Consider the following 19,705-nt stretch of genomic DNA (forward strand, 5'->3'; position numbering starts at 1 on the left):
CTTGCTATCTCCGATAGACTTTGAAAAGCAGTTCAATCAATCGGCTGAGCAGTGTCTACAAAGTTAGTGGCGATTCAAACTATATGGAAAAAGAATTTTCTATAAGCATTAAGTGGATAGTTATTGTACTGAGCACTTCATTAGTAGCTTGCGAGTCAAAGCCACCTCCTCCCCAAGAGTCTGTTATGGCCCAATATGGATGTCTGCCAGAACTAGAGGCAAATGACCAGACTGATAAGAGGCTGGTAGACAGTGGGATTTTAAAGTTATTTTTGAGAGAGAATCCTGAATATCATGTATCGACCCTCAAGGACATTTCAGATCATCCAGATATTTTTCGCTGGTGTTTGCATAGTCAACAAGAGCAAAAGTTTCAGCAGAAATTCAAAGAAGAATTCTTTAGACCGATGGTATCTGCGGATACTAACCAGGATGGTTATTTAGATTTCATAGTTGTTTTGGTAAGCAACGCTAAATTTAGTGTAGTGGTTTTTAATGGACTCGAGAATGAGCAACACTCGAAGCCATATTGGTTAATTCAAAATGACCCAGAAATTATTTTTGGAGTTGAAGTCAACGAGAGTGAGTTCATTATGCCTATGTATTGTACTGGATGTGATTCAAATCCAGTGTTCCATTGGGAAGGTGACGACTACGATCTCTATGGGCATATAAAAGACGAATCAGTTTGTTTAGCAGAACACACTCAGGCATATATTAAACCCGATCCGAGCTCAGATATTGTGTGGAGTGCTGAACGCGATCAAATGGTAGTGATTACAGATATAGGACCCAGAAATAATAACGAATATCGTTGGTATCAAATCAGCCTCCAGGATGAGCTTGAAGCCATTGGATATGTCCAAAGTAATGGATTTCAAGATGAGCCGGGTTCCTGTCAGTTATAAAGAGGTCAGTCGCAGTTAGTCTCAGAAAAGGCTTAAGACGAGTTTTTCTTTAAATCAAGTTTATTATTACAGTAAGGGCATTTAGTGTTTATGCTAAATCCCGCCTATTTAAAATTTTTCTTTAAATAAAACCCTCTTGTTCAGAGCAAAAATCCTTAATAAAATATTGGTCAATTAAGTAAATGTTTTTGACGTTTTTTGCATCATGTCTATCAGTAGTTTGTACAACAATTCATCTGACGTAAACCGTCGTTTGTGGCGCAAAAAGTCTCAGTTAATTGATAGTACTGGACGCGCCTATACTGCAGTTACCCACGATATTTCCATGAGCGGCATGAGCCTGTTTGCGGATAAGTATTACAAGCCCGGGCAGGTGTGTGATGTGGAGATTCCGGTGGCGGCTGAGTCTGGCTTGCGCAAATACAGGTTTAACTGTCGAGTGGTTTTTTCATCCTTGTGCGGGATGCGGGGATTCAGGACTAATTTGGAGTTTCTGGATGTGCCGTCAGAAAATAAACACTTGATTCAGTCAGTGATGTCCAGATAAGCGTGTGGGCAGATGGTCGCCACGAGAGATGCAAAGACCCAGGGTGTGTGCCTTGGGTCTTTTTGTTTTTGGCTTACTGCTTTTTGCTAAGGGTGCACTTTTTCCAGGTGTAGGCGCCGCAGGTCATCAAGTAGAGGATGGCTGAGAAGATGTTGAGGACGGGCACCATGCTCCTGAAGGTGAGGAAGAAGGCTTTGCCCAGGGCGTGCCTGGGAGTGTTGAATTCGCAGTTTCTGAATTCAATCAGCGAGCCGATGGCGGAGATAATGAGTGGTACCAAATAGAATGCCGAGAATACCTTAAAGTCCATTGTGTGCCCCCGAGTTGTTTTTATGATTATAAATATATCTGGTTTAATGCGGTTTGGGGATGATTCCCGCGCTTGAGGTCTAGAGGTGACATATTTTGCATGCAGGGGATGGGCTGGTTATTTTTAAACGCTTGTATTAGCATCGTTGCTGGGTGATTGTTGGTCTGGTGATGTTTGTATTTTGCGCCATACCCCTGTCTTAAGCTTTCTGGTCTTGTTGATGACCGGCCGGTCTGTATCACTGATTTATCCGTATCAGTCAATTTGTCGGATGTTTATCTGTGTAATTGGCGAATTGATTTTAGTCACTTCCCTTAAATTAATGTGCGGGGGCTTAAGCTGGACATCCATGACTGCACAAAAAAACATATTCGCAGGGCAGGGCGCGCTTATCAGAATGATATGGCTGATAGGCTTGTGTGTTCTATTGTGTTGCCTATATTTGGCGACGGGCGATGATTTTTCTGCCGAGGCGGGTTCTGTCAGTTTGCTTCTGGTGATCGGCCTGGTGGTGTGGAGTGTGGGCGGCTGGTTGGCCTGGCGCCAGCAAGTGCTCTTCAAGCGACGTGTGGAGGCACAGCAGGCTGAAGCCAGTGCGCAGCATAGGCAGCTGAATCAGCTCTACATGGCTTTAAGCCAGTGTAATCAGTTAATTATTCAAAGCCAGAATCAACAGGCGCTGTTCGACCAGATTTGTCGCATTATTGTACATCTGGGCCACGCGAATCTGGTCTGGGTCGGTGAGCTGGATCATGATACCAAGCAGGTTCGGATGGCGAGTGCTTATGGTTCAGGGCTTGAGTATCTCGATCAGCTGACCATTACAGCAGATCCTTCACAGGTCAGTGGCAGAGGACCTTGTGGGTTGGCGATTGTGTCTGACCATCCTTACTGGGTACAGCATTTCCAAACGCATCCGGTCACCGCGCCCTGGCATGACAAAGCCAAGGAGTTCAATTGGCATTCAGCCGCTTTTTTACCGTTGCATACAGAAGGCCGGGTGATAGGTTGCCTGGCATTGTATGCCCAGCAGCCGCAGGCGTTTCATGAAAATATCCAGCATTTGCTCAAGGACATGGCGGCCAATATTGATTTTGCGCTGGACCGCTTTGCGGTTGAGGCGCAGCGCACGGCTTTTAGGCGGGATTTGCAGATCAGTGAGCAGCGCGCGCAGCTTGTGCTTGAAAACGCGCTGGATGCGATTGTGAATATTGATCAGGCCGGGCGGATTGTCGAGTGGAATCGGGCGGCCAGCCAACTGTTTGGCTATGCGCGAGCTGATGTCATGGGACGCGATCTGGGCGAGGTCATTGTCCCTTCCGCTTACAGGGAGGCGCATCATCAGGGCATGCTGCGTTTGCAGCAAACCGGCCAATCTACACTACTGGGCAAGTTGATTGAGATCACGGCGATCCGGCGCGATGGTCAGGAGTTTCCGATCGAGCTGACGATTGTTGAAATCGAGCGCGACGACGATCATTATTACAGCGCGTTTATCCGCGACATTACCACGCGAAAACAGGCTGAGGAGCGCATTCGATTTCTGGCTAATTATGACGCCTTGACCGGGCTGCCGAATCGCAACCTGCTCACCGAGCGCGTGATGGCTGAAATCGAAAAAGCCTGGGATCAGGATGGGCAGTTTGCGTTGATGTTTCTCGACCTGGACCACTTTAAGGACGTGAATGATAGTCTGGGCCATCGCTACGGCGATAATCTGCTGGTGGCACTGACCAAGCGCTTTCAGGCCATGGTGCGCCCGCAAGATACGATTTGCCGCCTGGGCGGTGACGAGTTTGTCTTTCTGCTGACTGAGGCCGATCAGGCGATGGCCAAAGACATGGTCGAGCGCCTGCTCAAGGTGGTTGAGCTGCCTGTGATTATTGACCAGTATGAGTTAACAATCACGGCCTCGATTGGTGTGGCGATTTATCCTGATGACGGGTTGGATATGGAAAGCCTGCAACGCAATGCGGATGTTGCCATGTACCGCGCCAAGCAGGAGAGTCGTAACAGTTTCCGTTTCTTTAGTAATCATATGCAATTGCAAACGGCGCGCAATTTGCAATTGGTGAATGGCCTGCGTCACGCCATTGCCCTGGGGCAATTGGCAGTGTATTACCAGCCACAAATTGCACTGGAGAATGGGCAGTTGGTTGGCGTAGAGGCGTTGTTGCGATGGCAGCATCCACAGTTGGGCTTTATCTCGCCTGCAGAGTTTATTCCACTGGCGGAGTCTAACGGGCTGATTATTGCCATTGGTAGCTGGGTACTGGAACAGGCGACGCAGCAAATTCAGCGTTGGCAGCAGCTGGGATTAGACAAGATGACGGTCTCGGTCAATCTCTCCAGTATTCAGTTCCGTGATCCCAAATTACCTGCGCTGGTGAAAAGCACGCTTGAGCGCTATGACGTGGCACCAGATTGTCTGGAGCTTGAACTGACCGAAGGCGTAGCCCTCGAGAACCCCATGGGGGCGGTGACCATGATGGATGCGCTCAACGCGCTAGGCGTGCGGCTGTCGATTGACGACTTTGGGACCGGCTATTCGTCTTTAAGCTATCTCAAAAAATTCAAGGTCTACAAGCTCAAGGTCGATCAGTCCTTTGTGCGCGATATCACCACCGATGATGAAGACAAGGCCATTGTCATTGCCATCATTCAACTGGCGCGCAGCCTGGGCCTGAAAACCATTGCCGAAGGGGTGGAAACGCCTGAACAACAAGCCTTTTTGCAGGCGCAAGGCTGTGATGAAATGCAAGGCTACCTGTTAAGCAAACCCATGCAAGTCGAGGATGCCACTGCATTCTTGCTGGCCTATCCGCACCGTCACTAATCGCACGATCTCTGGCCCTTATTTACCACCGCTATCACGCATGCCGTCTTTTTGGTTGACTTTATAAATGATAATCATTATCATTTAATCTCAATCAGCTAAAGGAGGCTTGTGATGAAACGTCAAACTGTTGTGGGTAAAACCATGCTGGCCGGCAACACCGCATGCAAAGTACTTTATCACCAGTCATCAGACATGGTGGAGCTCGAAGTGGGCGGGACTACGCTCAAGTTTGAAGCAGACAGCTTTATTGTGATTAATGAAATGTTGCGCAAGGCGGCGGCACGGATTGTGATGCAGACCGAGATTGCGATGACGGTTTAGAGAGGAGAACACACCATGCAAACCATGACTATGCCTGCCATGCGTTATGACCCCAGCTTGCCTGATGCCGAGTCTGTGATGGCCTCGCTGCTATATGTGGCGACGTTATATATCAAAAAACCCACCTATGACCTGGCCAAACAGGCGTTGCGGCTAGCTGAAACATTGGCTGCGCCAGAATACGCGGATTCCGACCTGATATGTCACGTGTCGCGCCGCATGTGCGTGCACTGGACCCTGCTAGTCAATGAACATGAGCAGGCCGGACCGGCACTGGCGACCAGCTAAGCGCGCGCTTTTGGTGCTGCTGGATGAATTCTGATCGACGAATGGTAGAAAGAAAACATGATGTGTAAAAGAATATTATTGTCCGGCCAAAGCGGGTTTCGCGTGCACTATTGTGAAACCCACCGTACGGTTGAACTGGAAATAGGTGCCATGAGTTTGCGGCTTGATGAAGACGCGCTGGCGGTAATGAGTGATGCGCTCTCTGAGTCACTCAGCAAACTACAGGCGTTACAAGCGTCTCAAGGATCATTTCGCGCCTTTATGCGCCAGCTCAATATGCCTGACTAGGCGGTTATTCCTGGCGGCAATAAAAAAGCTGTGATGAATGTCATCACAGCTTTTTTGTTTGGGCGAGGGTCCGGTGTGCGCTTAGCCTGGGATTTTGGCAGAAACGTTTTTAGTCAAATTGCTCAATGTTTTGTTGAGCCCATCAAAGTCATCATTAGACAGGCCGGTATCGCAGGCCACGCGCTTTTGCACGGTTGACAGTTTGCTACGCAAGGCTTGACCTTCTTCAGTCAGGCTGACAATCACTACGCGCTCATCATCTTTCTGGCGGGTACGCTTGGTCAGTTTTTTGACTTCCAGTCGTTTGACCACAGGCGTAATCGTGGCAGGCTCCAGTAATAGCTTCTCTGCAATTTCTTTAATCGAGAGCTGTTTGTATTGCCACAAGGCGACCAGAACCAGATATTGCGGATAAGTCAGATTTAACTTATCAAGGTCAGGCTTATAAGACCGCAATAAGGCATGAGTAGCGGAATACAACGAAAAACATAATTGATTTTCTAAGTATAAATTTGGCATAGTTAAAATTATATTGTCATTAATATGTATAAAGACAATTACAGCACCATTTATCGAGGGTGTCCATAGTTGTCGTGTAGGAGTATGTAACTAATGTTACATAATAATCGTTAAATCTTATCGTAGTGAGCTTACAGCAGCCTTGCAATGCGTCTCAATTGAAACCCGCTAAAACACTCTTTCTGGGCTAAAATAAAAGCCATGAAATTTCTTATGTTGCATTTGTGATCGTTTGTCTGCCTGATGTTGCCCTCTGTCACTTTTCTTGACCTCGAAACCACCGGGGCCACACCACTCAAAGACCGGATTACCGAAATTGCGCTGGTGCGTTTTGACCACGGCGTCGAAACGGCACGTTGGCAAACACTGGTCAACCCGCAACAGCCTATCCCGCCGTTTATTCAATCGCTGACAGGCATCAATGACGGCATGGTGGCAGAGGCGCCAACGTTTGCCGAGGTTGCAGACACCTTGCTTGCTTTTCTCGAGGGCACGGTGTTGGCGGCACACAATGTACGCTTTGATCATGGGTTCTTAAAGACCGAATTCAAGCGCATAGGCATCACTTTGCGGCAAAAAGTATTGTGCACGGTCAAGCTGTCACGATTGCTTTATCCGCAACATTATAGTCATGGCATAGATGCGATTGTGGCACGCCACCAGATCACTGGCCTGGCCAGACACCGCGCCATGGGCGATGTGGAGGCGATACTGGTCATGCTCAACGATGCGCGTCGAGAGCTTGGCGAAGACGCCGTGAAAGCTGCCGCGCTTAAGCTGATGTCAGCCCCAACCCTGCCACCGCATATTGATGCCAGCCTGGTCGGCGAGTTGCCTGAGGCGCCGGGTGTCTACCTGTTTTATGGCGAGAATGACTTGCCCCTGTATATCGGTAAAAGTGTCAATCTGCGCGCACGCGTGCTGTCGCATTTTAGCAGCGATCATGCCTCCACCAAGGAGATGCGCATGACGCAGGAGATGAAGCGTTTTGAATGGATCGCGACCGCCGGTGAGTTCAGTGCCTTGTTGCTGGAGTCGCGGCTGGTCAAGGAGCGACAGCCCATTTATAACCGTCAGCTTCGCCGCGAACGCTCTTTATGCAGCTGGCAGATTGATCCGGCCGCGCAACCTTTAGTCAGGCTGGTGCATGAGGATGAGATTGATCCTAGCCAGATGTCCCAGTTGTTTGGCACCTTTAGAAGCAAGCGCCAGGCTGTGGAAACCTTGCGCAAGATTGCTGAACTCAGTCATTTATGTGTCAAGGCCCTGGGGCTGGAACCCGGCCGCAGCGGGCCTTGTTTTGCCTTTCAGCTCAGGCGCTGCAAAGGTGTATGCTGCGGACAGGAATCGCCTGAAATGCATGCTCTGCGCGTACAACAGGCGCTGATGGCGCACAAGCTGAAAGTCTGGCCCTATCGTGGCAAGATTGGCATTGAGGAATATGACCTGGAGCATGATCTGCGTCAGATTCATGTGTTTGAGCACTGGGTCTATCTGGGCGTGGCAGAAGACGATGAAAGTTTAAATGCCTTGCGTGCGCAAACCACAGCGCTCAAGTTTGATCTGGATAGTTACAAACTGCTACTGAAAATGCTGGCGCATAAAAAGACCCGCGTACTCGATTTGGCTGACTAAAGAGGGTAGGTCAGCCATGGTACGCGGGCAAGGGGTGCTGTCAGGTCAGGGCTGGTAGAAGGTGCTTTCCGTGCTGACTTTTTCGCCGCTGGATAAGGCAGTCACTTCTATCTGGATGCGCTGGCTGCCACGGTGGTCGCTGGCGGGGGCCAGCAGGCTCATCGGCACCAGGACTTCCTCCGTCGGTTGCGCAGTCAGTGTTCGCTCACTTTCGATCTGCAAGCCATCCAGACCAATTGCACGTAATTGATAGCTTTCGCGGTGCTCGGTGGCATTGGTCAGGTGCAGCTGGTAAGCGTTTTCGATGCCCTGGCTGGTTTCTCGGTATAGGATGTTGCGGTCACGCATGATATCGACCTTGAAATCCGGTTTGTGTAGCAAGCCGTATCCCAGCCAGGCGATCATCAAGACAAATAAACTGCTGTAAATCAGTACGCGCGGACGCAATAAATGGGAACTGAGCGCGTGCTGGTCTGTGGCGCCAGCCGCAGAAAAACGAATCAGGTCACGCGGATAGTGCGTTTTGTCCATCACGTCATTGCAGGCATCAATACACAAGCCGCAACTGATGCATTCATATTGCAGTCCATTGCGGATATCAATGCCTACCGGGCACACCTGTACGCAGATGCTGCAATCGATGCAAGCGCCCAGTCCCTGTGACTGGTAGTCCTGACCCTTGGCGCGGTGACCGCGCGGTTCGCCACGTGCACTGTCATAGGCGACGATCAGGGTGTGGTTATCAAACATCGCACTCTGAAAACGCGCATAGGGGCACATATGTTTGCATACCTGTTCGCGCAAGAAGCCTGCGTTGCCATAGGTCGCCAGGCTGTAAAAGCCAAGCCAAAAGCAGGACCAGCCACCTAACTGCCATTGTGTGAGGTCAGTGACTAGCTCGCGGATGGGCGTAAAGTAGCCGACAAAACTCAAACCGGTAATGAGCGAAAAGCCGAGCCAGGCCGAGTGTTTGCTTAACTTGAGGCCAGTTTTGCGTAGCCCCCAGGGTTGGGCATCCAGCTTTTGCCTGGCCAGGCGGTCGCCTTCTATGCGGCGTTCCATCCATAAGAAAATTTCGGTATACACCGACTGCGGGCAAGAAAAGCCACACCAGAGCCGGCCTGCCACCGCCGTAAACAAAAATAATCCGACCGCACAAATGATCAGTAGCATGGCCAGATAAAACAGGTCCTGCGGAAAGATCACCAGGCCAAACAGATAAAAGCGATGCGTATCAATATCGAGCAAAAACGCCTGGCGGCCGCCATATTGCAGCCAGGGTAAGCCGTAAAACACCAGTTGCGTGGCACAGATCATGAACCAGCGCCAGTTTTTAAAATAGCCGCTGACACTGCGCGGGTAGACTTTGCTGGTTTTCTGATACAGCGAAATCGTTTGTTCGCTGGCAGGGGCAGCCACAATCGGGATCACGGGTTTGCTACGGGAAGCGGTCATACAGGCACTCTATCTTGATGAAGACGTGTGTAGTGTAGAGGGCGGGATTAATTTAAAACAGATTCAGTTTTTAAATAAAAAACCATATCAGATTGGCTGGGTTGTTCGTTGGCTATTGCATCCACTGCCCCAGAGTCTCTATCGCCTGCCTGTGCTCTGCATTGAGCGGGTGGCCATAGTTCAGACGCACATATCCGGCATATTGCTGTTGCGAGGAAAACAAGTGTCCAGGGGCGAGGCTGATATTATGCTGGATGGCTTGCTGAAACAACCCGAGGCTATCCTGATGGCCGGGCAGTTGCAGCCATAAGAAATAGCCGCCTTGCGGCAGGGTGTAGCGCACCTCAGCAGGAAAGGATTGATGAATGGCTTGGGTGAACTGCAGTTGTTGCAACATAAGCTGGTGACGCAGTTGGCGCAAGTGTTTGTCGTAACCGCCTTTCGCCAGATAGCTGGCCAGGGCCAGCTGTGCCGGAATCGAGGTCGCCAGGGTCGTGGAGAGTTTGAGGCGCGTGATAGTTTCGCTGAAGCGCCCGCCAGAGACCCAGCCGACGCGGTATCCGGGCGCGAGCGATTTTGAAAATGAACTGCAATGCATGACCCAGCCCTCGTTGTCCCAAGTCTTGGCCGGTAAAGGCCGCTGTTTGCCAAAATACAATTCGCGGTAGACGTCATCCTCAATCAGCGGTAACTGGTGGCGGGTAATCAGGGCCACCAGCGCCTGTTTTTTCGGCTCTGGCATCAGGCTGCCTGTCGGGTTCTGAAAATTGGTCATGAGCCAGCACGCTTTGGGGTGATGCTGAAGGATTGCTTGCTCAAGCGCCACCAGGTCTATGCCCAGTTCAGGGTCACTAGGCACCTCGATGGCTTTCAGCCCCATGCGCTCGATGGCTTGCAGCGCCGCATAAAAACTCGGCGATTCGATGATTACACTATCGCCCGGTTGCGTGACCGCGGCCAGGCATAAGTTCAGTGCTTCCATGGCGCCATTGGTCACCACGATCTCATGCGGATCCGTCGGCTTGCCGTCCAGTTGGTAGCGTAATGCAATCTGCCGCCGCAGCTCGGCATCGCCCTGGCCGATATCACTGACGGTCAGTTGTGGCTGCATGCGGCGCACCGTGCTGGCCATATGGTCGGCCAGTCTGGCAAGCGGGAACAGGGACGGGCTTGGGAACGCCGAGCCAAACGGGATTTGTTGCGGGTCTTTGATACGCTCCAGCAACGTGAACACCAGGTCACTGACTTGCAGTTTGGTCGGGTGGCTGGCATTGTGAGCTGCTTGTGGCAGCAGGCGCTCGCTGCGTAACGGCCCCGCCACATAGTAACCAGAGCGCGGGCGCGTCACAATCAGGCCGCGGGCCTCCAGCAGATAATATGCCTGAAACACGGTCGAAGCATTCACCTGTTTGCTGGCCTGGATGTGCCGGATAGAAGGCAGTTTGTCTCCCCGCTTGAGCAAGCCTTGCTGAATCGCACTGGCGATCTCTTCGGCAATTATTTCGTATTTTTTCAAGCCATGGTCCTGACAGGGGGATTATCTGATATGGTCAATTTAAAGCAAACTGCCTCTGTGATGCAATCAGCGTAGGCGTTAAGCTTGTCTTTTTCAGCAGGCGGCAGGACCAATGACTGACACAGGGAAAATTCATACGGGGGTTGAGCAAATGATTCAGCACAACAAAAAGCTCTACGGCGTCACATTGCGAGATGGTCAGTCGTTACAGCTTGCCGTGCAAGATATGTTTACCGTGCAATTAATGCAACACAGCCGGGTTCTGCTCAATGTGCGATTTCAGCCTTTGAGCTCGCTGAATAATCTGGAAATACAACCGGTGTATCGGGTGGCGGACATGCAAATGGACAAGCAGATAAATCCCGTGCTGGAAGAGGAGTTGCTCATGTGCGTGTTTGCAGTCTACCGCTATTACACACGTGGCAGTATTCGTCCCTGGCGATCTAGGGTAAACTAACCCCCTTTGGTGCCAGCGCTGGCTGCCATCCACCGTTCCTGCACGCGATTGAAATGATGCATAAATATATTTGCATTCCCGAATAAATTGCGTATAATTGCGGGTTCTTTAAAAGGCGATGTTTAAGGCATTATTATGTACGCAGTGATTAAAACAGGTGGCAAACAGTACAAAGTAGCCGCTGGTGACAAAGTAAAAGTTGAGAAATTGACTGGCGACGTTGGCTCCACAGTAGTGATCGACAAAGTGTTGTTGATTGCAGACGGCGAGACAACTACGATTGGTGCACCGTTGGTAGCTGGTGCAAAAGTGAATGCCACAGTGGTTTCACATGGCCGTGGTGACAAAGTGATGATCTTCAAAATGCGTCGTCGTAAGCACTACCGCAAGACGCAAGGTCATCGTCAGAGCTACACAGAAATTCAAATCGACACTATTTCAGCAAAATAAGCACGTTCTGCTTGAGTAGAGCAGATTGCTAGAATAAGGAATCAAACATGGCACACAAAAAAGCAGGCGGTAGTTCACGTAACGGTCGCGACTCACAAGCCAAACGCCTGGGCGTTAAAGCCTTCGGTGAAACAGTAGTCAACGCTGGTAGCATCATCGTGCGTCAGCGCGGGACTAAAATGCACGCTGGTGAAAACGTTGGCATGGGCAAAGACCACACCCTGTATGCACTGGTAGAAGGCAAAGTAAAATTTGCTGTAAAAGGCGCATTGAAGCGTCATACCGTGAGCATCGAAGCGGTCTAATCGCACTTTTATGAAAAAAGCCCTGTCGCTTGACGGGGCTTTTTACTTTATAGTTATCAGATTGTAGCCTTGTATGGTTGTGCGCTGGATTGTCCGCGCGCAGTGAGAAATTTTAAGATGCAGTGCAAGGCGCACGGTAGGCCCGAGCTTGCAATACACACAGGTTTTGAGCACCGAGTTACGCAGTAATGCGCTTAAAGGCAAATTGAATCATGAAGTTTATTGACGAAGCGACCATCAAAGTCTACGCCGGTGACGGCGGCAACGGTGTTGCCACGTTCCGCCGTGAGAAATACGAGCCTATGGGCGGTCCCAATGGCGGTGACGGTGGCCGTGGTGGTTCCATCTTTGTCATTGCAGACCGCAATATCAATACCCTGGTTGATTACCGTTATACGCGGACCTTCAAGGCCGAGCGTGGCGAAAATGGCAGCGGTTCCGATTGCTATGGCAAGGGGGGGGGCGACATGATACTGCGTGTGCCTGTCGGCACGACCATCAGCGATAAGGCCACCGGCCAAATGATGGCGGACTTGAATACTGATGGCCAGAAGGTCCTGATTGCCAAAGGCGGCAATGGCGGTCTGGGGAATATCCATTTTAAGACCAGTACCAACCGTTCTCCACGTCAATGTACCAAGGGTGAGCCTGGTGAAGCTTTTGAGTTATATTTCGAGCTGAAAGTATTGGCCGATGTGGGCTTGCTGGGCATGCCTAATGCCGGTAAGTCGACGTTTATTCGCTCGGTGTCTGCCGCCAAGCCCAAGGTCGCCGATTATCCTTTTACCACATTGCACCCTAACCTAGGCGTGGTGCGGGTCGATAGCAATCGCAGCTTTGTGATTGCCGATGTGCCTGGCCTGATTGAGGGCGCGGCGGAGGGGGCTGGACTAGGACATCAGTTCCTGCGTCATTTGCAACGCACCTCCTTGCTGTTGCATCTGGTCGATATTGCGCCGTTTGATGAGAGCGTCGATCCGGTGCAGGAAGCCAAGGCCATCGTCAACGAGCTGAAAAAATACGATCAAGAACTTTACGACAAACCCCGCTGGCTGGTGTTGAATAAGATTGATATGCTGGAAGACGGTGCGCAAAAAGTGGCTGACTTTATCAAAGCCTATGGCTGGGATGGACCGGTATTTCCTATCTCCGCCATTAGCGGTGTTGGTTGCCAGGCCTTGACCTACGCCATCATGGATCATATAGACCAGACGCGTGCGCAACGTGACCTTGAAGAGACTCCAGTCCAACCGATCACAGAATAGTTTTATGAGCGTTTCACTCATACAAGACAGTAAAACCCTGATCGTCAAGGTGGGTTCCAGCCTGGTGACTAACAATGGTCAGGGCCTGGATAAGACGGCGATTGCCGCTTGGGCACAGCAAATCAGTGCCTTGGTCAAGCAGGGCAAACAAGTTGTGCTGGTCTCCAGTGGTGCGGTTGCCGAAGGCATGCAGCGACTGGGCTGGAAAAAACGCCCGGTAGAGGTCAATGAATTGCAGGCCGCTGCGGCCGTTGGCCAAATGGGCCTGGTGCAGATGTATGAACAATGCTTTGCGCAACACGGATTGCACACGGCGCAATTGCTGCTCACCCACGAAGATCTGGCCGACCGCAAGCGTTACCTTAATGCGCGTAGTACATTGCGCACACTGCTAGACCTCAATGTCATCCCAATCATCAATGAAAACGATACGGTAGTGACCGAAGAAATCCGTTTTGGTGATAACGACACCCTGGGCGCGCTGGTGGCGAATCTGATTGAAGCAGACGCGCTGATCATCCTGACTGATCAAAAAGGCCTGTATTCCGCCGATCCGCGTAAAGACCCGAATGCCGTGTTTATCAATTTTGAAACTGCAGGCAATCCTGCGCTCGAAAGCATGGCAGGCGGCGCAGGCAGCTCAGTGGGTACTGGCGGCATGTTAACCAAGATATTGGCCGCCAAGCGTGCCGCCAACAGTGGCGCACATACCGTGATTGCTTCAGGACGCGAGCCGGAAGTGCTGGTGCGTTTGAGTCAGGGCGAGGCGATTGGGACGCACCTGCAAGCCGTGAGAATGAAAACGCTGGCTAAAAAGCAATGGCTGGCGGATCATCTGCGTGTGGGGGGTAAATTGGTGCTGGATGACGGTGCGGTGAATGTCCTGACCAAAGAGGGTAAAAGCCTGCTGCCGATTGGCGTGGTGGATGTGCTGGGCCAGTTTGAGCGCGGCGATGTGGTGGCTTGCGTCGATGCTGCGGGTAAGGAATGGGCACGCGGCATTGTCAATTACAATGCCAATGAAGTACGACGGATTAAACGTAAGCCCAGTAGCGAAATAGAAAGCGTGCTGGGGTATGTGGAAGAAAAAGAATTGATACACCGGGACAATCTGGTGTTGTTATAAGCAAACGTAGCTGGCTGCAGAAGCCATCTATGCATGACAAGTGAACACATTGATTAAAAGGTAACGGGATGAGTAAACCTTTGGTAGCCATTATTATGGGGTCGGACAGTGACTGGCCGGTGATGAAAAATGCCGCACAAATGCTGGCAGACTTTGGTGTCGCTTATGAGGCGCGCGTGGTATCTGCCCATCGTACGCCAGACCTGATGTTCGAGTTTGCTGAGTCTGCCGCAGGCAATGGCTTTCAGCTGATTATTGCCGGGGCGGGGGGCGCCGCACATTTGCCTGGCATGGTTGCAGCAAAAACCACCTTGCCAGTGTTGGGTGTGCCTGTGCCTTCCAAACACCTGCAAGGGCAAGACTCCCTGTTGTCCATCGTGCAAATGCCCAAGGGCATCCCGGTAGCGACCTTTGCCATTGGCGATGCCGGTGCGGCCAATGCCGGTTTGTTTGCTGTGGCGATGCTGGCCAATCAAGATCCGGCGTTAGCAGAAAAATTAACTACCTTCCGCAAAAAACAAGCTGAAAAAGTGCATGCAATGGAGTTGAGCGAAAAACCATGACATCATCCGTGATTCAACCTCCTGCCATGTTGGGCATGTTAGGCGGCGGCCAGCTGGGTCGCTTTTTTGTGATCGCAGCGCACGAGATGGGCTATAAAGTCACTGTGCTGGACCCTGACCAGAACAGTCCGGCAGGCATGATTGCGGATGTGCATTTATGTGCAGCCTATGACGATGCGGCCGCGCTGAAAACCATGGCGGAAACCTGCCAGGCCATCTCTACCGAATTTGAGAATGTACCGGCCGAGACGCTGGCTACCTTAGCTAAGTCTACCGTCGTGCATCCGAGCGCGGATGCTGTGGCGATTGCCCAGCATCGTGTGAAAGAAAAAACCTTCTTTAAAGAAGCTGGCTTGCCGGTGGGTCCGTTTGTGCCAGTGATGGCGGAGAGCGACTTGCCTGCCGATGGTGAGATGTATCCTGCCGTGCTCAAAGTGGCGCGCTTCGGTTACGATGGTAAAGGTCAGGCGCGTGTTGCCAACCGTGAGCAAGCGGTCGCTGCCTTTCAGGGCTTTAAGCAAGAAGTCTGCGTGCTGGAGAAAATGCTGCCTTTGGACCTGGAAGTGTCTGTTGTGCTTGCGCGAGATGCGCACGGCCATATTGCCGCTTTCCCCACGGCAGAAAACAGCCATTTGAATGGTATTCTGGATGTCAGCATCGCCCCTGCGCGCTGTTCTGAAGTGATCAAAGCCAATGCGCAAGAGCTCGCCAAAAAACTGGCGACCAAGCTCAATTATGTCGGCGTGTTGGGCGTTGAGTTTTTTGTGGTGGGCAACCAGTTGCTGGTGAACGAGATTGCGCCACGCCCTCATAACTCCGGCCATTACACTATCGATGCCTGTGTCACCAATCAGTTTGAACAGCAAGTGCGAGTGATCACCGGCCAAGCCTTGGGTAGTCCGCGCTTGCATAGCGATGCGGTGATGGTGAATATCCTGGGCGATAGCTGGCTGTACAGTGGTAAACAGGTAGAGCCAGCTTGGGATAAAGCCTTTGCCCACGGCAACCTCAAAATGCATTTGTATGGCAAGCATGAGCCGCGCAAAGGCCGCAAAATGGGCCATTTCACGGTGATTGGCGATGATGCGCAGGCTGTGTTGAATGCCGCTAAAGTGGCGCGTAGCGAGTTGCATATTGGTGAATAACTGTTTGCCAGCGCCATCAAAAAAGCCCGGTTATCCGGGCTTTTTTGTCTCTGAAGCAGGCAGGCTACGAAAGGTTTGCCTGCACCTGTTTTCTAAATTCAAGCGGTGCAGCAATTTGGTCAAACGTTTCTTTGGTGCCGCCTGTGCCTGTGACGGTAATCGTCCCAAAGCCGAATACTCTGCCGAGGATGCTTTGATTGACGCCTATGCCTTCCACCTTATGGAGCAATACTTCCAGCGAGTGGCGTCTGATAAAGCCAATCTTGATCAGCACGCGTTTGTTGGTAATGGCAAATTCAGAGGTCTTGTAGCGGATATAGCTGCTGATGCCACTGATCAAGGACAGCAACAAGCCGAGCAGGCTGATCGCCCATAATAGCTGGTTGGATTGTGCCAAGCGCAGATTAAATGCGCACGCCAACACGCTCAACAATAAGTAGATGAAGGTATTCAGGAAAATAATCCAGTGCATCTGCGCGCGGTAAATCACCGCTTCATTCTCAAGCAAGTTTTTGTCAATAAAACTCAAAGGGCTCTCCTGGGCAAAGATTGCAATTTCAGCTGTGATCATAGCAGCAACAGCGGTTTCGATAATGCGCTAGATCATCGTAATCAATAGATCAAGGCAATAAAAAAGCCGGACATCAGTCCGGCTTTTTTAGTATGCACCCCTACTGAAATTATTCAGCGGCTTTTTTCGCGCGAGGCTTGGCAGCTTTTTTAGCTGGTGCAGCTTCGGCTTTAGGGGCTGCTGCTTTTTTCACAGAAACCAAAGTTGCAGGTGCGTCACCGGACAATGCTTTGATTGCTGCAGTCAAACGGCTCTTGTGACGAGCAGCTTTGTTTTTGTGAATGATTTTTTTGTCAGCGATACGGTCGATCACGCTGACATTTTCTTGGTAAGAAGCCACAGCAGCAGCTTTGTCACCAGATTGAATCGCTTTGATTACTTTTTTGATCGCAGTACGCAAAGTTGAACGTAACGCAGCGTTGTGCGCGTTAACTTTGACGGATTGGCGCGCGCGTTTGCGAGCTTGTGCGGTATTTGCCATATTCGTTTTATCCTGTAACTTTCAAAAGGGGTGTGATACGAAACCGTGCATCATACTGTTTTCGCTTTGTTTTTGCAAGATAAAAACGCATTTTCCTCGACTGCGGATGCCTGCATGGTAAAATCGGCCAAATTTTTAATCAGTCAGCCGTTCGTTGGGAGCGGCTCACGGTCAAAAAAATAAACCAGGGCCTGTATTTTCCACCATTTATGAATTTGCTCAAAGCATTGGCCACCGTGGGTGGCATGACCTTTATTTCGCGCCTGCTGGGATTTGTGCGTGACACCTTGATTGCCCGTATTTTTGGCGCGGGGATGGCCACCGATGCTTTTTTTGTCGCTTTCAAGATTCCTAATCTATTACGCCGGATCTCGGGCGAAGGTGCGTTTAGTCAGGCCTTCGTGCCTATCCTTTCCGAATATCGCAAGCAACGCACGCCAGAAGCGACCCGGGCCTTGATCAACCATGTTGCCAGTTTGCTGGGCCTGTTTCTGGTCGGAATCACCATTGTGGGCATGCTGGCAGCACCGCTGATCGTGCGGCTGACCTCGCCTGGGTTTGTGAGCGACCCGGCCAAATTCGCACTCACCACGGAGCTGTTGCGCATTACCTTTCCTTATATCCTGTTTATCTCGCTGGTTTCGATGGCGGGGGGCGTGTTGAATGCCTTCAGCAAGTTTCAGGTGCCCGCATTTACGCCGGTCTGGCTCAATTTGAGTTTTATCACCGCTGCGATTTTTATTGCCCCGCATTTTCACAACTCGGTGTATGTACTGGCTTGGGCCGTGTTTGTCGGCGGGATTATTCAGTTGCTGTATCAACTGCCTTACCTGCAACAGATAGGCATGTTGCCGCGCTACGAACTGAATTTGCAAGATGAAGGCGTGCGCCGCATCCTTAAGCTCATGGGGCCCGCGATTTTTGGCGTTTCTGTCGCGCAAATTTCGATTGTGTTGAATAACATTTTTGCCTCATTCATGCCCACCGGCAGTGTGTCCTGGCTGTATTACGCTGACCGCCTCATGGAGTTCCCGACTGGGGTGCTGGGCGTGGCATTGGGCACGATTTTGTTGCCCAGCTTATCCAAGGCGCATGTGGATAAATCCAGCGCCGAGTTTTCGCAATTGCTGGACTGGGGCCTGCGCCTAACCTTTATGCTGGCCATTCCGGCGGCTGTGGCGATGGCCGTGCTGTCCAAACCATTGGTGGCGAGTCTATTTTATTACGGCAAATTCACACCGGTCGATGTGGCGCAAACCGAGCGCGCCCTGATTGCGTATAGCCTGAGCCTACTGGGCCTGATTATGGTCAAGGTGCTGGCCCCTGGCTTTTATGCACGCCAAAATGTCAAAACGCCGGTCAAAATTGCGATTTTTACCTTGGTGATGACCCAAATTCTCAATGTGGGCTTTTTGCTGTTTACTTCATTGCAGCATGCCGGGCTGGCGCTGGCTGTGGGCTTGGGCGCTTGCCTGAATGCGACCATGCTGTGGGTTATGTTGCAAAAAAGTGGTGCGTTCGAGCCGCAGCCAGGATGGGGCCGCTTTCTGTTCAAGCTGCTCGTTGCGGTCACCCTGATGGCCTTGGCATTGCACGCCACAGATCGTTGGGTGGGGGATTGGTTAGCCATGCCAGCCCTGAAGCGCATGCTGCATCTGGCGGGGGTGGTGGTTTTGGGTATGGCAGTTTATTTTTCAGCCTTAGGTTTGCTAGGCTTTAGGCCTCAACATTTTATGAAGCGGGTGGCCAAATAATGCAAATATTTCGTCATTTTCCAGCGGCTCAAACGCCGCAGGCGATAGCCATCGGTAATTTTGATGGCATGCATTTAGGGCATCAGGCCTTGCTGAGGCAGCTGATTGCCTACACGCAAACCTACAAGATTACGCCAGCGGTCATGACCTTTGAGCCGCATCCACGTGAATTTTTTACACCACAAAACGCCCCCGCGCGTTTGGCCTCCATGCGCGAAAAGCTGGAGTATTTTGCCGAGTGTGGTGTGCAGCATGTCTATGTGCAGCGCTTTAACCAGGCGTTTGCCGGGCAGAGTCCAACCGCTTTTATGCAAGTGCTGCGCGAGCAACTCAACGCCAATGTGGTGATGGTGGGCGAGGACTTCTGTTTTGGTTCCAGGCGGGCGGGCAGTGTGCAAACCCTGATTGAGCACGGATTTAATGTGATTCCCTTACCAGAAGTGCAACTGCAAGGTGAGCGTGTGTCGAGCACCTTGGTGCGCGATGCGCTGGCGGCTGGTGAGTTGCTCAAAGCGCAGGCCTTGCTGGGGCGGCCTTACAGCATCAGTGGCAAGGTCGTCCATGGCGCCAAGCTGGGCCGGCAACTGGGGTTCCCCACTGCCAATGTCCATATGCGCCACGAACGGCCTGCACTGACAGGGGTTTATGCGGTAAAATTGAACAATTTACCGGCTGTGGCCAATTTGGGCAATCGCCCGACGCTGGAAGGCATCCCCAAGCTTAAACTCGAAGTGCATGTGTTTGATTTTAATGGTGATCTTTATGATCAGCATGTGCATGTGCAGTTTTTCCATAAACTGCGTGACGAACAAAAGTTTGCCGGACTAGATGCGTTAAAAGCGCAGATTGCGCTGGATGCCTTGCAGGCAAAGCAATATTTTACCGCCGATGAACGCGGATAAACGCCGATAGCCTTCTATATTTTGATAGAGGGTTTTATCGGCGTGCATCTGCGTTGATCG

At 51.2% G+C, this 19,705-nt stretch carries 22 protein-coding genes; 16 read left to right on the forward strand and 6 right to left on the reverse strand.

Translation table 11 applies throughout. The annotated features are described in order from the left end of the window. Window positions 1–83: 83 nt before the first annotated feature. The gene (locus ACT53D_RS00005) at window positions 84–908 is read left to right on the forward strand and encodes a hypothetical protein (RefSeq protein WP_476153861.1); all 825 of its coding nucleotides are present in this window, start codon (window positions 84–86) and stop codon (window positions 906–908) included. A gap of 205 nt (window positions 909–1,113) precedes the next feature. Next, window positions 1,114–1,455: a PilZ domain-containing protein gene (locus tag ACT53D_RS00010; protein ID WP_194748605.1), complete on the forward strand. Its 342-nt coding sequence runs from the start codon at window positions 1,114–1,116 to the stop codon at window positions 1,453–1,455. 73 nt (window positions 1,456–1,528) lie between these two features. Here ACT53D_RS00010 and ACT53D_RS00015 read toward each other — a convergent pair whose 3' ends face one another. Next, window positions 1,529–1,765, reverse strand: a complete 237-nt coding sequence (locus ACT53D_RS00015; protein ID WP_313987427.1) for a hypothetical protein — start codon at window positions 1,763–1,765, stop codon at window positions 1,529–1,531. A gap of 349 nt (window positions 1,766–2,114) precedes the next feature. On the opposite strand from ACT53D_RS00015, the gene ACT53D_RS00020 reads away from it, so the two are divergent. From ACT53D_RS00020 to ACT53D_RS00035, 4 genes are all read left to right on the forward strand, one after another. Beyond that, window positions 2,115–4,601: a putative bifunctional diguanylate cyclase/phosphodiesterase gene (locus ACT53D_RS00020; RefSeq protein ID WP_476153864.1), complete on the forward strand. Its 2,487-nt coding sequence runs from the start codon at window positions 2,115–2,117 to the stop codon at window positions 4,599–4,601. A 114-nt stretch (window positions 4,602–4,715) separates the two neighbouring features. Next, the gene (locus ACT53D_RS00025) at window positions 4,716–4,925 is read left to right on the forward strand and encodes a hypothetical protein (protein ID WP_194748602.1); all 210 of its coding nucleotides are present in this window, start codon (window positions 4,716–4,718) and stop codon (window positions 4,923–4,925) included. A 15-nt stretch (window positions 4,926–4,940) separates the two neighbouring features. Continuing rightward, entirely contained in the window at window positions 4,941–5,213 is a 273-nt protein-coding gene (locus tag ACT53D_RS00030) for a hypothetical protein (protein WP_194748601.1), read from the forward strand. 60 nt (window positions 5,214–5,273) lie between these two features. Then, window positions 5,274–5,501, forward strand: a complete 228-nt coding sequence (locus ACT53D_RS00035) for a hypothetical protein (RefSeq protein ID WP_194748600.1) — start codon at window positions 5,274–5,276, stop codon at window positions 5,499–5,501. A gap of 81 nt (window positions 5,502–5,582) precedes the next feature. Here the strand turns inward: ACT53D_RS00035 and ACT53D_RS00040 are convergent, their stop codons facing one another. Then, window positions 5,583–5,957: a MarR family winged helix-turn-helix transcriptional regulator gene (locus ACT53D_RS00040; protein ID WP_228518828.1), complete on the reverse strand. Its 375-nt coding sequence runs from the start codon at window positions 5,955–5,957 to the stop codon at window positions 5,583–5,585. Between the two features lie 306 nt (window positions 5,958–6,263). Between ACT53D_RS00040 and ACT53D_RS00045 the strand changes: the two genes are divergently transcribed. Then, the gene (locus tag ACT53D_RS00045; RefSeq protein WP_476153866.1) at window positions 6,264–7,655 is read left to right on the forward strand and encodes an exonuclease domain-containing protein; all 1,392 of its coding nucleotides are present in this window, start codon (window positions 6,264–6,266) and stop codon (window positions 7,653–7,655) included. A 45-nt stretch (window positions 7,656–7,700) separates the two neighbouring features. Here ACT53D_RS00045 and ccoG read toward each other — a convergent pair whose 3' ends face one another. Further along, window positions 7,701–9,110 (reverse strand): cytochrome c oxidase accessory protein CcoG, encoded by a 1,410-nt coding sequence (gene ccoG, locus ACT53D_RS00050; protein WP_476153868.1) that lies wholly within the window; start codon window positions 9,108–9,110, stop codon window positions 7,701–7,703. Between the two features lie 112 nt (window positions 9,111–9,222). Continuing rightward, window positions 9,223–10,626, reverse strand: a complete 1,404-nt coding sequence (locus tag ACT53D_RS00055) for an aminotransferase-like domain-containing protein (RefSeq protein ID WP_476153870.1) — start codon at window positions 10,624–10,626, stop codon at window positions 9,223–9,225. Window positions 10,627–10,738: 112 nt separating this feature from the next. Between ACT53D_RS00055 and ACT53D_RS00060 the strand changes: the two genes are divergently transcribed. The 7 genes from ACT53D_RS00060 to ACT53D_RS00090 all read left to right on the forward strand — a co-directional run bounded on the left by ACT53D_RS00060 (window position 10,739) and on the right by ACT53D_RS00090 (window position 15,937). After that, on the forward strand, window positions 10,739–11,083 hold the full coding sequence (locus tag ACT53D_RS00060; RefSeq protein ID WP_476153871.1) for a hypothetical protein: 345 nt from the start codon (window positions 10,739–10,741) through the stop codon (window positions 11,081–11,083). 135 nt (window positions 11,084–11,218) lie between these two features. Further along, a complete protein-coding gene (gene rplU, locus ACT53D_RS00065; RefSeq protein ID WP_018986099.1) occupies window positions 11,219–11,533 on the forward strand; it encodes a 50S ribosomal protein L21 in 315 nt (104 codons plus the stop codon). A 47-nt stretch (window positions 11,534–11,580) separates the two neighbouring features. After that, complete coding sequence (rpmA, locus tag ACT53D_RS00070; RefSeq protein ID WP_049637894.1) at window positions 11,581–11,838, forward strand: 50S ribosomal protein L27; 258 nt, start codon at window positions 11,581–11,583, stop codon at window positions 11,836–11,838. 212 nt (window positions 11,839–12,050) lie between these two features. After that, window positions 12,051–13,103 (forward strand): Obg family GTPase CgtA, encoded by a 1,053-nt coding sequence (cgtA, locus tag ACT53D_RS00075; RefSeq protein ID WP_476153873.1) that lies wholly within the window; start codon window positions 12,051–12,053, stop codon window positions 13,101–13,103. 4 nt (window positions 13,104–13,107) lie between these two features. Beyond that, entirely contained in the window at window positions 13,108–14,229 is a 1,122-nt protein-coding gene (gene proB / locus ACT53D_RS00080) for a glutamate 5-kinase (protein ID WP_275356201.1), read from the forward strand. 68 nt (window positions 14,230–14,297) lie between these two features. After that, a complete protein-coding gene (gene purE, locus ACT53D_RS00085) occupies window positions 14,298–14,792 on the forward strand; it encodes a 5-(carboxyamino)imidazole ribonucleotide mutase (protein WP_476153875.1) in 495 nt (164 codons plus the stop codon). Continuing rightward, window positions 14,789–15,937 carry a 5-(carboxyamino)imidazole ribonucleotide synthase gene (locus tag ACT53D_RS00090; RefSeq protein WP_476153877.1) on the forward strand — a complete coding sequence of 383 codons (1,149 nt, stop codon included), beginning with the start codon at window positions 14,789–14,791 and terminating at the stop codon, window positions 15,935–15,937. Before purE ends, ACT53D_RS00090 begins: the two co-directional genes overlap by 4 nt. 64 nt (window positions 15,938–16,001) lie before the next feature. On the opposite strand, the gene ACT53D_RS00095 is transcribed toward ACT53D_RS00090, so the two are convergent. Continuing rightward, window positions 16,002–16,466 carry a PH domain-containing protein gene (locus ACT53D_RS00095; protein WP_476153879.1) on the reverse strand — a complete coding sequence of 155 codons (465 nt, stop codon included), beginning with the start codon at window positions 16,464–16,466 and terminating at the stop codon, window positions 16,002–16,004. Window positions 16,467–16,617: 151 nt separating this feature from the next. Next, entirely contained in the window at window positions 16,618–16,989 is a 372-nt protein-coding gene (gene rpsT / locus ACT53D_RS00100) for a 30S ribosomal protein S20 (RefSeq protein ID WP_194748589.1), read from the reverse strand. Window positions 16,990–17,198: 209 nt separating this feature from the next. Here rpsT and murJ point away from each other — a divergent pair, with 209 nt between their 5' ends. Both murJ and ACT53D_RS00110 read left to right on the forward strand, forming a co-directional pair. Further along, window positions 17,199–18,743 carry a murein biosynthesis integral membrane protein MurJ gene (gene murJ, locus ACT53D_RS00105; RefSeq protein WP_476153881.1) on the forward strand — a complete coding sequence of 515 codons (1,545 nt, stop codon included), beginning with the start codon at window positions 17,199–17,201 and terminating at the stop codon, window positions 18,741–18,743. Beyond that, window positions 18,743–19,645, forward strand: coding sequence for a bifunctional riboflavin kinase/FAD synthetase (locus tag ACT53D_RS00110; RefSeq protein ID WP_476144286.1), 903 nt, complete (start codon window positions 18,743–18,745; stop codon window positions 19,643–19,645). Before murJ ends, ACT53D_RS00110 begins: the two co-directional genes overlap by 1 nt. The last annotated feature ends 60 nt before the right edge of the window (window positions 19,646–19,705 follow it).

The organism is Methylophilus sp. DMC16 (assembly GCF_056314045.1).

Excerpts from the sequence above, each read along its gene's own strand:
- ACT53D_RS00005 (WP_476153861.1), top strand. The coding sequence starts at position 84 with ATGGAAAAAGAATTTTCTATAAGCATTAAGTGGATAGTTATTGTACTG.
- ACT53D_RS00010 (WP_194748605.1), top strand. The coding sequence starts at position 1,114 with ATGTCTATCAGTAGTTTGTACAACAATTCATCTGACGTAAACCGTCGT.
- ACT53D_RS00015 (WP_313987427.1), bottom strand. The coding sequence starts at position 1,765 with ATGGACTTTAAGGTATTCTCGGCATTCTATTTGGTACCACTCATTATC.
- ACT53D_RS00020 (WP_476153864.1), top strand. The coding sequence starts at position 2,115 with ATGACTGCACAAAAAAACATATTCGCAGGGCAGGGCGCGCTTATCAGA.
- ACT53D_RS00025 (WP_194748602.1), top strand. The coding sequence starts at position 4,716 with ATGAAACGTCAAACTGTTGTGGGTAAAACCATGCTGGCCGGCAACACC.
- ACT53D_RS00030 (WP_194748601.1), top strand. The coding sequence starts at position 4,941 with ATGCAAACCATGACTATGCCTGCCATGCGTTATGACCCCAGCTTGCCT.
- ACT53D_RS00035 (WP_194748600.1), top strand. The coding sequence starts at position 5,274 with ATGTGTAAAAGAATATTATTGTCCGGCCAAAGCGGGTTTCGCGTGCAC.
- ACT53D_RS00045 (WP_476153866.1), top strand. The coding sequence starts at position 6,264 with ATGTTGCCCTCTGTCACTTTTCTTGACCTCGAAACCACCGGGGCCACA.
- ccoG (WP_476153868.1), bottom strand. The coding sequence starts at position 9,110 with ATGACCGCTTCCCGTAGCAAACCCGTGATCCCGATTGTGGCTGCCCCT.
- ACT53D_RS00060 (WP_476153871.1), top strand. The coding sequence starts at position 10,739 with ATGACTGACACAGGGAAAATTCATACGGGGGTTGAGCAAATGATTCAG.
- rplU (WP_018986099.1), top strand. The coding sequence starts at position 11,219 with ATGTACGCAGTGATTAAAACAGGTGGCAAACAGTACAAAGTAGCCGCT.
- rpmA (WP_049637894.1), top strand. The coding sequence starts at position 11,581 with ATGGCACACAAAAAAGCAGGCGGTAGTTCACGTAACGGTCGCGACTCA.
- cgtA (WP_476153873.1), top strand. The coding sequence starts at position 12,051 with ATGAAGTTTATTGACGAAGCGACCATCAAAGTCTACGCCGGTGACGGC.
- proB (WP_275356201.1), top strand. The coding sequence starts at position 13,108 with ATGAGCGTTTCACTCATACAAGACAGTAAAACCCTGATCGTCAAGGTG.
- purE (WP_476153875.1), top strand. The coding sequence starts at position 14,298 with ATGAGTAAACCTTTGGTAGCCATTATTATGGGGTCGGACAGTGACTGG.
- ACT53D_RS00090 (WP_476153877.1), top strand. The coding sequence starts at position 14,789 with ATGACATCATCCGTGATTCAACCTCCTGCCATGTTGGGCATGTTAGGC.
- rpsT (WP_194748589.1), bottom strand. The coding sequence starts at position 16,989 with ATGGCAAATACCGCACAAGCTCGCAAACGCGCGCGCCAATCCGTCAAA.
- murJ (WP_476153881.1), top strand. The coding sequence starts at position 17,199 with ATGAATTTGCTCAAAGCATTGGCCACCGTGGGTGGCATGACCTTTATT.
- ACT53D_RS00110 (WP_476144286.1), top strand. The coding sequence starts at position 18,743 with ATGCAAATATTTCGTCATTTTCCAGCGGCTCAAACGCCGCAGGCGATA.